The organism is Brachybacterium subflavum (assembly GCF_009299795.1).
GTDB classification, from domain to species: domain Bacteria; phylum Actinomycetota; class Actinomycetes; order Actinomycetales; family Dermabacteraceae; genus Brachybacterium; species Brachybacterium subflavum.
Map to the genome: position 1 here is coordinate 658479 of NZ_VIGP01000002.1, position 15634 is coordinate 674112.

Genomic DNA, 15634 nt, shown 5'->3' on the forward strand with positions numbered 1-15634 from the left:
CCGGGCCTCACCGGGTCTCGTCGATGATCTCCAGGACCTTGCCGCCCAGCACGGTCTCGGCGATCTCGCGGCCGCTGCGCGTGGCGACCTGCCCGGCGTCCACGTCCTCGTCGTACCAGGTGGCTCCGCCCGTGGGGTCCTCGTCCTGAGGGTCGGGCTCGGGCGCCGCCTCGGCGGCCGAGCCGCGCCGCTGCACCGGCTGGCTGCGGGAGGCGAGTGCGGCCTCGCGCGCGAGCGCGGCACCCGTCGAGCGGGTCGCCGGGGCGGGTGCGGCCGAGGACGCCGAGGCCGACGGGGCGGAAGCTGACGGGGCGGAGGCAGTCGAGGGAGCCTGGGCCGCGGAGGTGGCGGACGCCGCGGAGGTCGCGGATCCGGCGGGAGGGGCGACGGAGGACAGGGCCGACGACCAGTCCGCTTCCGACGATGCAGAGGGTGCAGACGGTGCCGATGCGCGACCCTCCGGGGGCTCCGCCGACGGCGACGGCGCGGGGACGGGAGCGGGGGCGGAGGCCTCGACGGCCGCCGGGGCCTGCGCCCCGTCTCCGCTGGCGCTGATGTCGACGCCGCTGCCACCGGCACCCATGTCGTTGCCGCCGCCATCGCTGTCGCCGGTGTCGCCGCCGCTGCCACCACTCGTGCTGTCGTCCTGTCCGCCGAGGGGCGGGAGGGAGCGGACGGGACGACCGGTCTCGATCGCCTTCTTCAGTGCGGCCTGCCCGTGGGTGCGCGGGACGTCGCCGGCGAGCGCGTCACGGCCCTCGTCGTGGACCTCGAGCATCTCGCCGGTCGACGCGAGGGGGCTGTCCTCCCCGGCGCCGGGTGCGGTCGCGTCCTGCACCGGCGCGTCCTGCACGTCGGCACTCCGCTGACCTGGGGAGCCTTCCGGCGGCACAGGCGACGTCCCCGTGGTCCTGGGCGCAGCGGTCTCGGACGCTGCGGCCCCTGGTGCCGTGGCCCGGCGCGCGGAGGCGGGCCTCGCCACGGGCCGATCGGCCGGGCCGGGGGTGAAGGCGTCCCGCGGATCCGGCGGGTAGGAGTCCTCGGGTTCGGGTGGGTAGGGGTCGTCGTCGGGCTCCGGCGGGAAGTCGTCCTGCGGCGCCGCGTCTGCCCACGGGGCGGATCCGCCGCGGGGCGCCCTGCCGCCGGCTTCGGCGGCGGAGAGGTTCTGCGCCGGGGCCTGGGACGAGGCCTGGGACGAGGACTGAGAAGTGGACTGGGGGCGCGCGGGGGATGCCTGCGGTCGCGGATCCTGCCGACCGGGGGCCGCAGCGCCGCGAGGAGCGTTCTGCCCCTCGCTCTGCGCGCCCCGGGGAGCCGGGGCGTCGGGTGCTCCCGATGCTCCCCCGCCGGGTCCGCCGGGTCCGCCGGAGCTGCCCGGTCCGCTGCCGCCACCCGAACCGCCGGCGGGGCCGTCGTCCGAGGGGTTCTCGTCGAGCACCGCCTCCACGGTGACGTCCTGGTGCATGATCTTCCGCACGGCTCGCGCGAGGTTCTCCGCACCGGTGCCGCGCCCGAAGGCGCTGAGCAGCCCGCCGGAGCGGAAGGAGATGGTCAGCCTGCCGCCGCTCAAGTCGGCGACGTGCGCGTGCTGGGAGACGAGCGCCCATGAGGGCCGACGGATCTGCTGCAGCGCCTCGAGGATCGCCGACCAGTGCTCACGGACCTCCTGCGCACCTCCACCGGATGAGGGCTGAGCCGCCTGGGCGGGCTGCGCCTCGGAACTGGGTCCGCCGGAGCTGGGCCCGCCGGAACTGGGTCCGTCGGAGCTGGATCCACTGGAGCTGGATGCACTGGAACTGGGCTCGTCGGCGCTCTGGGCAGGAGCGGAGGGCTGCGTGGGCACGGCCGCGGGCGTCGGGGCGCCAGAACCGGACGCCTCGGCGGGCCGACCGCCTGCCGTCCTGCTCCCGGGGATCGCCGCGACCGGGCCCCAGTCGTCGTCGGCCGCGGGCGCGGGCTGCTCGACGGTGGCGCCAGCGGACGCGCTGGGCGAGCTCTGCGGCTCCTCCGGCGCCGGCTCGTTCGGCGCGGCCGAGGGCGCGGTCTGCGCGGATCGTGCGGGCGCCGACTCCTCCGCCGACGGGCGCGAGGCCTCGGGCGCAGCAGCAGGAGCGGGGGCGGGCGCAGGAGCGGCCGACGCCGCGCTCGCGCCGCGGCTCTGCCCGGAGGCGGAGTGCTGCTGGGCGATCCTGCGGGCCTCGTCGCGGCCGGATCCTGACTGTGCCCAGCCGCCCTGTGCGCTGCGGCCCTGCCCCTCACCGGCCTGCGCGTTCCCACCCGCGTTCGGGAGCGCGGCGCGCGCGGCGGCGGCCCCGCTGCGACCTGCGGGCGCTCCACCGGGAGATCCTGTACCACCAGCGCCCGCACCAGCGGCTCGGGCTCCGCCCGGCGCACCGCCGGGGGCGGCACCGGCGACGGGAGCCGCGGCGACCTGCTGGCCGCGCAGCAGCAGCCGCGCCGCGAGCAGCTCGAGGTGCAGGCGCGGGCTGGTCGCCCCGGACATGGTGCTGAGCGCCTGGTTCACGAGGTCGCCGCTCAGCGAGAGATCGGCGACGGGGAACCAGCCGACCTGCTCGCGCATGCGCTCGAGCTCGGCGTCGGGGACCTCGGGCAGCAGCTCGTGGCCGCGCTCCGGGACGGCCGCGAGCACGATGAGGTCGCGCAGGCGCTCCAGGAGGTCCTCGACGAAGCGGCGCGGCTCGTGGCCGGTCTCCAGGACCCGCTCGATGGCCCGGTAGAGGGTCCCGGCGTCGCGCTGGCCGATGGCGGTGATCGCCTCGTCCAGCAGGGAGGTGTCGGTGAAGCCGAGCAGGCTGATCGCCGTCTCGTAGTCCACGCCGTCCTCGCCGGCGCCGGCCATCAGCTGGTCGAGCACGGACAGGGTGTCGCGTGCGGAGCCGCCGCCCGCGCGCACCACGAGCGGCAGCACGCCCTCGCCGACCTGCACGCCCTCGGCGGCGCAGACCTGCTCGAGGTACGGCGTGAGGACCTGCGGCGGGATCAGCCGGAACGGGTAGTGATGGGTGCGCGAGCGGATGGTGCCGATGACCTTGTCCGGTTCGGTGGTCGCGAACACGAACTTCACGTGCTCAGGAGGCTCCTCGACGAGCTTCAGCAGCGCGTTGAATCCCGCCGAGGTGACCATGTGCGCCTCATCGATGATGAAGACCTTGAACCGATCGCGCGCGGGCGCGAAGGTCGCCCGCTCACGCAGCTCGCGGGCATCGTCCACACCGCCGTGGCTCGCGGCGTCGATCTCGACCACGTCGAGGCTGCCGGGGCCGTTGCGCGCGAGGTCGCGGCACGAGTCGCACTCGCCGCACGGGGTGTCCGTCGGCCCCTGCTCGCAGTTCAGGCAGCGCGCGAGGATGCGGGCCGATGTCGTCTTGCCGCAGCCGCGCGGACCCGAGAACAGGTAGGCATGGCCCACCCGGCCGTTGCGCAGGGCGCGCATGAGCGGCACGGTGACGTGGTCCTGGCCGATGACCTCGGCGAAGGACTCAGGGCGGTAGCGACGGTACAGAGCGGTGACCACCCGACAAGGCTAACGGGGCGGTGGGACCCTCGGCGCCGCTGTGCACGAGCGGGGACTGGGGAGGACTCGTGAGGCCCGGCCGTCGGCCCCTGCGCTACGGCAGCAGACCGTCCAGCAGGAGGTCGAGGCCCAGCAGGTAGCGCTCCTCGACGCCACCCTCCGCCATCGTCCCCATCAGGGAGGTGACGCGCGGGAACGGGTTCTCGCCGCCGCTCTCCAGATGCGCGCGCACGCGCATGGTCCAGGCCTCCATCTCCGGTGCCGTGCGCGTGCGGAAGAGCCAGTTCTCATAGACATCGGCCGCGGTGTAGAGGAGAAGGCGGTCCACCGCCCACATCGCCCGGCGGGACCCGATCCCCGCGTCGAGCAGCCGTCCCAGCAGCACCTCGAGATCCTCGAAGTCGCCGATCCCCGAGGGCACCGCCGCGAAGTCCAGGCGCGCGATGTCCCCGTGCGCGGTGAGCACCCGGTGCATGCGCAGGTAGTGCTCGCGGAGGTCGGCGCGGAGATCACCCGTGTCGGGCACGGGGCCCACCTCCTCGCTGACCCGGCCGTGGGCGAGGGCCAGCAGGTCCTCCCTGCTGCGCACGTGCTGGTAGAGGCTCGAGGCCGTCACACCCAGGTCGGAGGCGAGACGGCGCATCGTCACCGCGTCGGTGCCGTCCACGTCGATGATGCGCAGGGTCACATCGATGATCTGCTCGGCGTCAAGGACGCGCCGCGCCCTGGGCGGACGCGGCGGCCTGGGCGGCGGGCCGGGGGTCCGCGGCGGGAGCGGGAACTGGCGGCGATCCATGGGCCGAGCCTACCCCTTGCGCCGAACACCGTTCAGGAGTAGAACACTGTTCGTCTTGTCCGAACAGTGTTCGGCCACGGTTGAACAGCGTTCCCCGACGGCCGATCCCACCCCTCCCAGGAGCCCCTCATGACCACCTCGCCCCTCACCGACTCCGCGGTCGTCGCACCGCCCTCCTCCGATCCGCCGATCCCCCGCTCGTCCTGGCTCGCCCTCGTCGTGATCCTGGTGGCCGAGATGCTCGACGGGCTCGACGCCCTGATCACGTCCATCGGCGGGCCTGCCCTGCTGGCCGACCTCGAGGGCGGACCCGCCCTGCTGCAGTGGACCGCCGCCGCCTACACCCTCTCGATGGCCTCGGGCCTGCTGATCGGCGGGCGCCTCGGCGACATGTTCGGCAAGCGCCGCCTGTTCCTGATCGGCATGGTCGGCTTCACGCTCGGCTCGCTGCTCTCGGCATGCGCCCCCGTCGCCGGCGTGCTGATCCTGGGCCGCGTGCTCCAGGGCCTGCTCGGCGCGCTCATGCTCCCGCAGGGCATGGGCATGATCCGCACCCTGTTCCCCGGGGAGCACGCGGCGAAGGCCTTCGGACTGTTCGGGCCGATGATGATGGTCGCCGGCATCGGCGGCCCGATCCTCGCGGGCGTCCTCATGGACCTCGACCCCTTCGGCCTCAGCTGGCGCTCCCTGTTCGCGGTCAACGTCATCCCCTGCGCGCTCGCGATCGTCGCGGGCATCCGTCTGCTGCCTCGCGAGGACTCCGCGCGCTCCCTCTCCCTGGACTGGACGGGCGCCGTGCTCAGCGCCGCGGCGATGGCCGCGATCGTCTACCCGCTGGTCGAGGGCCGCGAGCTGGGCTGGCCCGCGTGGACCCTGGCCATGCTCGCCGCCGGCATCACCCTGCTCGGCGTCTTCCTCCTCCAGCAGCGCCGCCGCTCGCGCGCCGGACGCGACGCCCTCATCGAGCCCAGCCTGTTCCGCAACCGCACGTTCCTCGCGGGCCTGGCGATCATGCTCGTCTTCTTCGGGGGCACCGGCGCGATCGGCATGCTCACCGCGCTTTTCCTGCAGATGGGGCTGGGGTGAGCCCGCTGCTCACCTCGATCGTCACCATCGCCGAGGCGCTCGGCATGATGGTGGGCATGGTCGTCGCCGGGAAGCTCGGCGGGACCCGCCGCACGATGGCGATCGGCATGGTGATCGCCGCGCTCGGCCAGCTGCTCACCCTGCTGGGGGTCGCCGCGCAGGGGACGACGGTGAACGCCTGGCTGCTCACCCCGATGATGCTCATCGCGGGGCTCGGCATCGGCATCGGGATGGGGCCGACGTTCTCCATCATCATCACCGGCGTCACGGACGCGGAAGCGGGGTCGGCCTCGGGCGCCCTGACCTCGGTCCAGCAGATCTCGGCCGCCCTGGGCGTCTCCACGCTGGGCTCGCTGTTCTTCGCGATCGCCGCGAGCACCGCCTCCCCTGTGCTGGGCTTCGCCCACGGCCTCGAGGCGGCCCTCGCGATCAACGTGGTGCTGATCCTGCTCTCGATCGGGCTGCTGCGCTTCCTGCCGCAGCGCGCCGCGGAGGACGCCGAGGAGCACTGAGCGCAGCGGGCCCGACGGGCGGGTGCCGGCCCGGCCCGTCGGGTGCCGGCCCGACCCGTCGGGCCCTGCCTCCCGCTGGGCGCGAGGAGGAGAATGCGCCCGTGCACATCGTCCTGTTCATCGTCCTGCTGGTGGTGACCGTCCTGGCGGGCTCCGCGATCGCGGACCGCCTGCGGCTGCCCGCGCCGATGGTCCTCATCGTCATCGGCGTGATCGCCTCCTATCTCCCCTTCGTGCCTGCGGTCCGCCTCACCCCCGAGCTCGTGCTGCTGGGTCTGCTGCCGCCGCTGCTCTACTCCTCGGCGCTGCAGACCTCCCTCGTGGACATCCGGGCGAACCTGCGCACGGTCGCCATGCTCTCGATCGCCCTGGTGGTGGTCACGACCGTGACGGTGGGCGCGACCGTGCACCTGCTCATGCCCGAGGTCCCCTGGCCGGTCGCCCTGGCCGTCGGCGCCGTCGTCGCCCCGCCCGACGCGGTCTCGGCGAGCGCGGTGGCGCGTCGCATCGGCCTCCCCCGGCAGGTCGTCACCGTCCTCGAGGGCGAGTCCCTGCTCAACGACGCCACCGCGCTGGTGGCGCTGCGGGCCGCGGTCGCGGCGATCGCCGGGACAGTCGCGGTCGGCTCGATAGGCCTGGACTTCCTGATCGCCGCGGGAGGCGGAGTGATCGTGGGCCTCGCCGTCGCGTTCGCGGTGCTCACCGTGCGGCGCTGGGTGCACGACCCGGCCGTGGACACCGGCATCTCCTTCGTCGTCCCCTTCGCCGCCTACCTGCTGGGCGAGGAGCTCCACGCCTCCGGCGTGATCGCCGTGGTCGTCGCCGGCCTGCTCATCGGCCACAAGGCGCCGCTCGTGCAGACCTCGACCTCGCGCCTCACGGAGAACGCCGCCTGGACCTCGATCGCATTCCTCCTCGAGCACGCGGTGTTCCTGCTGATCGGTCTGCAGTTCTCGCAGATCATCGCGGGCGTCAGCCACTCCCTGAGCTGGGGCTTCGTGCTGGGCGTGTGCGCGGCGACCCTTGCGGTCGTGATCCTCACCCGGCTCGCCTGGATGTGCGCGAGCCGCCTGGTGATGACGCTGTGGGTGCCCGAGGACCGTCGTCCGCCCTGGCCGAACGTGATCGTGACGGGCTGGGCCGGCATGCGCGGCGTCGTCACCATCGCGGCCGTGTTCGTGATCCCCGCGTCCGTGCCGCATCACGACGTGCTCGTGCTGATCGCCCTGGTGGCGGTGCTGGGCACGCTCTACCTGCAGGGGCTCACCCTGCCGTGGCTCACCCGCGTGCTGCGCGTGGTCCCGAACGATCCGGCGGCCGACGCCCTCGCCCGCGCGACCCTGCTGCAGAAGGCGGCCGACGCCGGCGGCGCCGTCCTCGCCGACTGCGAGGAGCAGGACGATCCCGCGGTCGTGCAGATGATCCGCGACCGGCAGGACCAGCGCACCTTCGCCGCCTGGGAGCGATTGTCCACGCAGGTGGGCCAGGAGAGCCCGAGCGACGCCTTCACCCGCATCCGCAGCCGGATGCTCGCGGCCGAGCGGGCCCGGGTGATCGAGATCCGCTCGAAGGGCAAGGTGCCCTCGCACGTGGTGCGCGAGGTGCTCGGCATGCTCGACGTCGAGGAGTCCCTGCTGGACTCCGGCGCCGAGGCCCGCGAGGACATCGTCGCCACCGGCAGCGGCGAGGGCGGCTGGTGCGAGGACCTGCAGCGCTATCCTGCCGCCGGCACCCCCGAGCCGGAGCGCGCCTTCTGCCGGCGCTGCCGTGAGGAGGGCACCGCCACCGTGGCCCTGCGCCAGTGCCTGGAGTGCGGGGAGGTCGGCTGCTGCGACAGCTCCCCCGGCCAGCACGCGACCGCGCACTTCCACGACACGAGCCACCCGGTCATGCAGTCCGCCGAGCCCGGCGAGACCTGGCGCTGGTGCTACGTGCACCAGGCGACCGCCTGAGCGGCGCCGGACAGCCCGGTCAGGTCCAGCACCCGTGCCGACGAGGCGCCCTCAGCGGCGAGTCTCGTCGTCGAGTCCTTCGCGTCCGCCGTCACGGTCGGCGTCATCGGCGTCGACCGCGTCGCGCCCGTCGTCCCCTGTGGCGTCGTCGGCGTCGTGCGTGTCGTCCCCGTCGGCGCCGTGCCCGTCGGCGCCGTCATCGGGCGACACGTTCGACTCCGACCCCGTCGGATCTTCCCCGCGCCGCGCCTTCTCCAGGCGCTCCCTGCGGTCGCGGATCGTACCGATCGTGACCACGAAGACGACCACGACGACGAGGACGGGGACCAGGTAGTCGAGGATCCAGTCCGGCACGTCGATGCCCAGGTGGATCTCCGGGATCCACCCGAACAGCAGGTTCCAGAGCCAGCCGAGGAATCGGCGGATCGGCTCGAGGATCGCGTCGACGACCTCCCGCACGGGACGGGTGACCTCCCCGATCCAGGTGCGGACGCCGCGCGTCGCCTCGTCGATCCAGGTGATGACCGGCTCCACGCGTCGGCCGATCCAGCGCGTGACCGGATCGAGCAGCCCGGACAGCAGCGCGCCCAGACCCAGCAGGGGCACCAGGAAGCGCGCCGCCTGGGCGCCCGCGGCGATCAGGCCGAAGCGCACGGGATGATCGGCCTTGCGGGCCTCGCGCGCGGCGGAGGGAGACCCCTCGGCAGGCACCAGCGGGGACCCGACGAGCTCGTCCGCGCCGACCACATCGACCTCACCAGCGCCGCCGAGCGTCGTGGTGCGCACGACGAGCTTCTCCCGGTCCTTCATCGTCCCGTTCGCGGTGGGTCTGCGCACGGTGATCGTGCTGCGGAAGAAGCCCTCCTCGAGCTTCAGCGCGAGGCCGTCCGCCGTGGTGACGTCCTCCGCGCGGTCGGCCTTCGCGAGCGCCTTCTCGCTCTTCGGGTCGTGGCGCACGCCGTCGAGGAGGATGACGGCCTCGGTGTCCAGGAAGCGGTGGCGCACCTGGGCGATGTAGTCGTGGCCGTCGCGCCGCCCCTCGTAGTGGACGTCGGCGCCGAAGCGCGTGGCGCGGTGCGCGCCGAACCCCTCATCGCTCTCGCCGGCGCCGTCAGATCCCTCGGGGCCCGTCCCCTCGACGGCCGGCTCCCGCTCCTGCGTCCCCTCGTCCTGCATGCCCTCCATCGTGCCGGGCCGACCCGGCGCCGGGATCATGCGGAAGCATGGGATCGGGGCGGACGACGGTCGTCCCCTCAGACGATCGGTCGACGCAGCACGTGGCGCAGCGCCTGCTCGAGCTCCGTGTGGACGGGGTCGAAACCGCTCCCCAGCAGGCGCGACGCGTCGACGTCCTGGTCGGCGCGCACGAGCTCCTTCGCTCCCTCGTTCCCGAGCAGCAGGGCGGGCCCGAAGGCGGGGACGGGCACGAGCGAGGGCCGGTGCAGCACGCGCCCCAGCGTGCGGGCGAACTCTCGCGAGGTGACGGGCGCGGGCGCGACCGCGTTGACGGGCCCCTCGAGGTCGTCCGCGCACAGGGCGTGGGCGTAGGCACGGGTCATGTCGTCCAGGGTGATCCAGGAGAGCACGGCATCGGGGGCGGCGAGCCGCCCGCCGACCCCGGCGAGGAACATGGGGATCTGCGGGAGCAGCGCCCCTCCCCCGTCGGACAGGACGATGCCCGTGCGCAGGTGCACCACGCGCACGCCCGCCCGCGCCGCCGGGGCGCTGCTGGCCTCCCAGGCCTCGCAGACACGGGCCAGGACGTCGTCGCCGAAGGCGTCGTCCTCGGTGAGCGCCTCGCCCGGCCGCTGGGCCCCGTAGGCGCCGATCGCACTGGCCTGCACGAGGATCCTGGGCCCGTCCGACGCTCCATCCGACCCGCCCCGCATGCGCGCGAGCGTGCGGGCGATGAGGTCGCCGCCGTGCACGCGCGACGCGAGGATCTCGCGCTCGGTGCGCGCGGTGAAGCGGGTGGAGATCGGCCGACCGGCGAGGTTCACGACGGCGTCGACGCCCTCGAGATCGGCCGGGTCGAGCTCGCCGCGCTCGGGGTCCCAGGAGATCTCGTCAGGGCCCTCGGCGCGCCCGCGGACCATGCGGATCACCCGGTGGCCGCCGGTGCGCAGCAGCGCGACGAGCTGGGTGCCGATCAGCCCGGAGGCCCCGGCGATCGCGACCACCAGCCGCGGGGACCCGGCGCGGCGGGAATGGAAGGCGAGGTCGTCGCGCAGCTGCTCGCCGCGGAAGGCGAGCATGCGCTCGATCGTCCGCCGGGCCTCGCGGGTCGGGAGACCGCCGATGCCGCCTGCCTCGTCGGCGCCGATCCCGCCGGTCTCGCCGATCCCGCCGGGCAGCTCGAGATCGATGCGATCGCGGATCTCCGAGGCCCCGGGCCCGGTCCCGGCGATCTCGTGCTGGTGCCGCCATGTGCGGAAGGGTCCGGTGACCTGGGCGTCGACGAAGGAGTGGACGGCCGTCGCGCCGCTTCCGCGATCCTCACGGGAGGCGTGGCGCAGCTCCCAGCGGGGGCTGAGCCCCCTCGGCAGCAGGGGCGGGCCGAGCCGCACGGTGACCCGTCTGCCGACGTCGAGTCCTCCTGTGTCGGGGTCCTCGATCCGGGCCGTGCCGGGCGGGGTGAGCCGGACCAGGGCGCCGGGCCGTTCGTGCCAGGCGAGGACCTCGTCGACGGGATGGTTCAGCGGGGTGCGCGCCTCGATGCGCATCGGTGCCTCCCGGCGGGGTCGCGGGTGTTCACGGTGGGGCACCACGGTACGCGCCCCAGGGCGCGGGTCCGACGGGCCGATGGTCGACGCGTCGAGCCCGACCGCTCACGCGACCAGGCGGCGGGTGATCCATCGGGCCAGCGGCGGCGCGGCGAGCATCCGACGTCCCGCCCGGTGCACAAGGCGCTGGGCAGGGCTGCGGGCGATGAAGGTCCCCGCGCTGCGCCGGCCGCTGCGCTGCGCCCTCTGCGCGAGCGGACGCATCCTCCGCTCGTACTCGGCCAGGCCGGCGTCCCTGTGCGGCTTGCTGCGGTGCAGGGCTGTCGCGAGGGAGTCGGCGCCCGCGATCGCGAGCGAGGTGCCCTGCCCCGCGAGGAGCGAGACGGCATGCGCGGCATCCCCGGCGAGGGTCACGCCGCCTCGGCTCCAGACCGGCGAGGAGGACTGGGCGACCAGGTCGTCGTAGTACTGCGCCGGTGCGTGGGCCAGCGCACGGTCCGCGAGGGGGTGCAGCCCGGCGAAGCGCGATCGCAGGAGATCCGCATCCGGGGCGGGGCGTGCGGTGACGCGGGGGTCGACCGTCTCCATCAGCAGCAGCGCCGCTCTGCGCTCGTCGCACGCGTAGAGGCCCGCCGTGCGCTCGAGCGAATCGGTGAGCATCGCCCAGTCGCCGAGCTCCGTCGCGACCTCCGGATCCTCGAACAGGAAGCTCGAGGCGCGATATCCCATCGGCACCACCTCGGCATGCGCAGGAGCGACCGCGGCGCGCACGCGCGAGCGCACGCCGTCGCATCCCACCACGAGATCCGCCGACAGCTCCTCGCCTCCGGCGAGCACGACCCGGGGTCGATCACCGGGCCGCAGGGCAGGATGCACGGAGCGGACGCGGGAGGAGTAGCACAGGTCGACCGCGGCAGGCAGGTCGGCGAGCAGGGCGAGCTCGACCTCCGGGCGCAGGATCGAGAAGTAGTGGCTTCCCAGGACCTCGACCAGCGGAGCGACCTCGATCCGCCCGTGCACGCGATCCTCGGCGTCGACGTAGCGCACACCCGCGAAGACCCGGGAGCGCTCGCGCATCCCTTCGAGCACGCCCAGACGCCGTGCGGCCTCGACGCCGGGTCCGAAGAAATCGATCATGTACCCGCCGCCGCGAGGTCCCGGCGAGCTCTCGAGGACGCTCACGTCATGGTCGGCGGCCAGGCCGTGGGCGAGAGCGAGCCCGCAGACTCCCCCGCCCACGATCAGGATCTCCATGGGATGAGCCTACGCGAGCCTACGCACCGGCTCCTGCGGTGGGGGCCCGGGCATGAGAGGACCCCTCGCGCACCTGCCAGAGCCCACCTGCCCTTGCTGCCGTCAGGCCCTGGGGGAGTTCAGTGGGGTGACACCGCACGAGGGGTCGGGAGCAACTCTACAGAACCCCAGGGGCGCGACGCATCCGCAGGGCGCAGGATGTCGTCCGCCTCACCCGCGGCCGTCGACCGAGCACCACGGTGCCGACACGCCCGGGAGCGGACGGACGGGTGCCCCCGGGGTCGCCCGCGCAGGGCGACCCGTCGCCGCTCGTCACAGGCGTGCGCACGCAGCGCCGCAGCGCGTCTCGAACGGATAACGGATGGGGATGGATCCGACCTCCGCCCACCGCAGGGTCTAGGTTGTCCCCACTGCGTGGTGACGCCGCTCACGGTCGCCCCGCCCAGCTCCCGTCCCCTATTCCCCGGAGTCACGATGTCATTCGCTGACCTGATCAGCGCGGTCGACAGTGTCATATGGTCGACCCCCCTGGTCGCACTGTGCCTGCTCGCAGGCGTGTACTTCTCCCTGCGGACCGTGTTCCTGCAGGTGCGCAACATCCCTGACATGCTCAACCAGCTGCGCCACGGGGAGCGCTCGCCCGACGGCGTCTCCTCCTTCCAGTCCCTGATGATGTCCCTGGCCGGTCGTGTGGGCATGGGCAATATCGGCGGCGTCGCGACCGCGATCGCCTTCGGCGGCCCCGGTGCCGTGTTCTGGATGTGGGCCGTCGCCTTCCTCGGGGCCTCGACCTCGTTCGTCGAGTGCACCCTGGGCCAGATCTACAAGGAGAAGGACAAGGACACCGGCGAGTACCGCGGCGGCCCCGCCTACTACTTCGAGAAGGCCTACGCGCACACGAAGGCACGGGGCTTCTTCCGCGGGTATGCGATCGCGTTCGCGATCGTCACCGTGATCGCGATGAGCTTCTTCCTTCCCGGCGTCCAGTCCAACGGCATGGCCGTGGCCATGAACGAGGCCTGGGACCTGCCGGTGTGGGCGGTCGCGATCGCCGCGGTCATCCTGCTGGCCTTCATCGTGATCGGCGGCGTCAAGCGGATCGCGAACTTCGCCGTGTACGTCGTCCCGATCATGGCGATCCTCTACATCCTGCTGGCCCTGGCCGTGTTCTTCGTGAACTTCGACCAGATCGGCCACGTGTTCGGCCTGATCTTCTCCAGCGCGTTCGGCGCGAACTCCGCGTTCGGCGGCATCCTGGGGGCCGCGATCTCCTGGGGCGTCAAGCGCGGCATCTACTCCAACGAGGCGGGCCAGGGAACCGGCCCCCACGCCGCCGCGGCCGCCGAGGTCTCCCACCCCGCCAAGCAGGGCTTCGTGCAGGCCTTCGCCGTCTACATCGACACCCTGTTCGTGTGCTCTGCGACGGCATTCATCATCATCTCCACGAACATGTACCGCGTGTTCGACGGCGCGGACGAGAGCGCCCCGACGCTCTACAACGGCGACCTCCCGACCGACACCGCCGTCGGCCCCGGATTCGTGCAGAACGGCTTCGACACCCTGCTGCCCAACGGAGGACCCACGTTCGTCGCCGTCGCCCTGGCGTTCTTCGCCTTCACGACCATCGTGGCCTACTACTACATGGCGGAGACGAACCTGACCTATCTGCTCCGCCGGGTCCGCAACGGGCTCCTGCGGCGTGCGCTGATCCGCATCCTGCAGGCTCTGCTGCTGGTCTCGGTCGCCTACGGCGCCGTGACCACCACCGGTGCCGCCTGGAGTCTCGGCGACATCGGCGTCGGGGCGATGGCCTGGCTGAACATCCTGGGCATCATCGTCCTGCAGGTGCCCGCCCTGAAGGCCTACAAGGACTACATGCGGCAGAAGCGGCAGGGGCTGGACCCGGAGTTCGACCCGCGCCCGCTGGGGATCCGCAACGCCACGTTCTGGGAGGATCGGGCCGACGGCCGCATCACCAAGGGCGAGGCGGGCGAGGAGGTCCCCGTCCCCTGACCGGCGGGGCGGCCCTCGCCTCCCCCGGCCCTGCACGATGACAGCAGCGCGTCCCGGCTCTGGCCGGGACGCGCTGCTGTCGCGATGAGCGGGCGGTGACCAGCTCGGTCCCCCGACCGCGACCGGGCTCTCACGCCGGCTGGCGGGTCCCCGGCGCCCCGACCTGGGACCACGTGCGATCGGACGGGTCTTCGCCGTCGGCCATCCCGTTCAGGGAGCCTGGGCCGATCCTCGACATCCCGCCGTGACCGTGCCGGTCACGACCGGCGGCGAGTACGCCGTCGGTGGTGCGGTCGCCGCGCCGCCCGATGCTGCGCACCTCCCAGCCGACCTCCTGCCACAGCGCCGTCGGCATCGCCCCGCGCCCGTCGACGAGCAGGCGGCGCGCCACCTGCTCTCCCGCCCAGTGCGGGTCCATGCGCAGGTACTCGGGCCAGGCGGTCGCGAGCACCACGGCGTGGGCGCCCTCGAGGGCGAGGGCGAGATCGTCGGTGGCCCTCAGCTGCGGGTGGCTGCGCCGGGCGCCGCGCACGCCGAGCGGATCGGCGACCGTGACCCGGGCGCCCTCGCGCCGCAGGGCCTCGGCGATCGCGAGCCCGGGCGCGTCGCGCACGTCGTCGCTGCGCGGCTTGAAGGTCGCGCCCAGCACGCACACGCGATGGCCGGCGAGGACCCCGCCGAGGCGCTCGCGCACGAGCTCGACGACGTCGAGGGCCGCCCGCGCGTTGATGTCGTCGACCGCCCCGAGGAGAGCATCTGCCCCTCCGGCACCGAGCTCCCGGGCCCGCGTGCGGAAGCCGCGCACGTCCTTGGGCAGGCAGCCGCCGCCGAAGCCCAGGCCCGCATCCAGGAAGCTGCGCCCGATGCGCTCGTCCATGCCGATGGCGTCGGCGAGCTCGTCGACATCGCCGCCGCTGGCCTCGCAGACCTCCGCCATCGCGTTGATGAAGGAGATCTTCGCGGCGAGGAAGGAGTTCGCGGCGACCTTCACGAGCTGGGCGGTGGCGAGATCGGTGACCAGCCGCGGCACGCCGGCCCGCAGCTGCGGGGCGTAGACCTCGTCGAGCAGGGCGACGGCGCGCGCCGTCCTCTCGTGACCGGAGCGGTCGACGCCGTAGACGAGGCGCTCGGGGCGGAGGGTGTCCGCGACGGCCGTGCCCTCCCGCAGGAACTCGGGGTTCCACACGAGAGGCACACCGGGCGACCTCTCCGCCAGGCGCGCGGCGGCCTCCTCCGCGGTGCCGACGGGCACCGTGGACTTGCCCACGACGACCTGCCCGGGCCGGACCCGGGCTGCGAGGGCGTCGATCGCGCCGTGGACCGCGCGGGTGTCGCTCGCCCCGGTGTCGTCGCGCTGCGGCGTGCCCACGCACACGAAGTGCACGTCGCAGCCCTCGGCCGCGGTGTCCCGGGGGCTGAAGGCGAGGCGCCCGGCGGCCAGGCCCTCGCGCAGCAGCTCCTCGAGGTGCGGCTCGTGGATCTCGGGCGCCCCTCTCTGCAGGGCATGAGCGCGCTCCGGGTCGTGCTCGATGCCCACCACATCATGGCCGGCCGAAGCCAGGCACGCGGCGTGCACCGCCCCCAGGTAGCCGCAGCCGATCACGCTGATCCTCATCGGGCACTCCTTCTCTCATCGGTCGCATCGAGGAGCGCCGCGGGTCCGGTCCGGCGGTCCACCGGGCGCGGGACCCGTCGGGGCCCTCCCGGCCGTGCCGACGGCGCGTCCTCGACCCCGACTCTGCGGTCCCCGGGAGCCGGGCGGA

At 73.6% G+C, this 15634-nt stretch carries 10 protein-coding genes and 1 other RNA gene; 4 read left to right on the forward strand and 7 right to left on the reverse strand.

Going from position 1 to position 15634, the window contains the following annotated elements:
• Nucleotides 1-7 precede the first annotated feature (7 nt).
• Nucleotides 8-3535, reverse strand: a complete 3528-nt coding sequence (locus tag FHG10_RS06725) for a DNA polymerase III subunit gamma and tau (protein WP_152352525.1) — start codon at nt 3533-3535, stop codon at nt 8-10.
• 94 nt (nt 3536-3629) lie between these two features.
• Nucleotides 3630-4331, reverse strand: coding sequence for a TetR/AcrR family transcriptional regulator C-terminal domain-containing protein (locus tag FHG10_RS06730; protein ID WP_152352526.1), 702 nt, complete (start codon nt 4329-4331; stop codon nt 3630-3632).
• A 129-nt stretch (nt 4332-4460) separates the two neighbouring features.
• Between FHG10_RS06730 and FHG10_RS06735 the strand changes: the two genes are divergently transcribed.
• From FHG10_RS06735 to FHG10_RS06745, 3 genes are all read left to right on the forward strand, one after another.
• Nucleotides 4461-5417 carry an MFS transporter gene (locus tag FHG10_RS06735; protein ID WP_152352527.1) on the forward strand — a complete coding sequence of 319 codons (957 nt, stop codon included), beginning with the start codon at nt 4461-4463 and terminating at the stop codon, nt 5415-5417.
• Complete coding sequence (locus tag FHG10_RS06740; protein WP_152352528.1) at nt 5414-5929, forward strand: MFS transporter; 516 nt, start codon at nt 5414-5416, stop codon at nt 5927-5929. The genes FHG10_RS06735 and FHG10_RS06740 overlap by 4 nt, the downstream gene beginning before the upstream one ends.
• 101 nt (nt 5930-6030) lie before the next feature.
• The gene (locus FHG10_RS06745) at nt 6031-7881 is read left to right on the forward strand and encodes a Na+/H+ antiporter (protein ID WP_152352529.1); all 1851 of its coding nucleotides are present in this window, start codon (nt 6031-6033) and stop codon (nt 7879-7881) included.
• Nucleotides 7882-7932: 51 nt separating this feature from the next.
• Here FHG10_RS06745 and FHG10_RS17920 read toward each other — a convergent pair whose 3' ends face one another.
• From FHG10_RS17920 to ffs, 4 genes are all read right to left on the reverse strand, one after another.
• Nucleotides 7933-9096 (reverse strand): hypothetical protein, encoded by a 1164-nt coding sequence (locus FHG10_RS17920; RefSeq protein WP_193636218.1) that lies wholly within the window; start codon nt 9094-9096, stop codon nt 7933-7935.
• Between the two features lie 38 nt (nt 9097-9134).
• Complete coding sequence (locus FHG10_RS06755; protein ID WP_152352530.1) at nt 9135-10604, reverse strand: TIGR01777 family oxidoreductase; 1470 nt, start codon at nt 10602-10604, stop codon at nt 9135-9137.
• Between the two features lie 105 nt (nt 10605-10709).
• Nucleotides 10710-11858 (reverse strand): FAD-dependent monooxygenase, encoded by a 1149-nt coding sequence (locus FHG10_RS06760; RefSeq protein ID WP_152352531.1) that lies wholly within the window; start codon nt 11856-11858, stop codon nt 10710-10712.
• Nucleotides 11859-11911: 53 nt separating this feature from the next.
• An RNA gene (gene ffs / locus FHG10_RS06765) (signal recognition particle sRNA small type) lies at nt 11912-12008 on the reverse strand.
• A 324-nt stretch (nt 12009-12332) separates the two neighbouring features.
• Between ffs and FHG10_RS06770 the strand changes: the two genes are divergently transcribed.
• On the forward strand, nt 12333-13871 hold the full coding sequence (locus FHG10_RS06770) for an alanine/glycine:cation symporter family protein (RefSeq protein ID WP_152352532.1): 1539 nt from the start codon (nt 12333-12335) through the stop codon (nt 13869-13871).
• 130 nt (nt 13872-14001) lie between these two features.
• On the opposite strand, the gene FHG10_RS06775 is transcribed toward FHG10_RS06770, so the two are convergent.
• Nucleotides 14002-15486, reverse strand: coding sequence for a UDP-glucose dehydrogenase family protein (locus FHG10_RS06775; protein WP_152352533.1), 1485 nt, complete (start codon nt 15484-15486; stop codon nt 14002-14004).
• Nucleotides 15487-15634 lie beyond the last annotated feature (148 nt).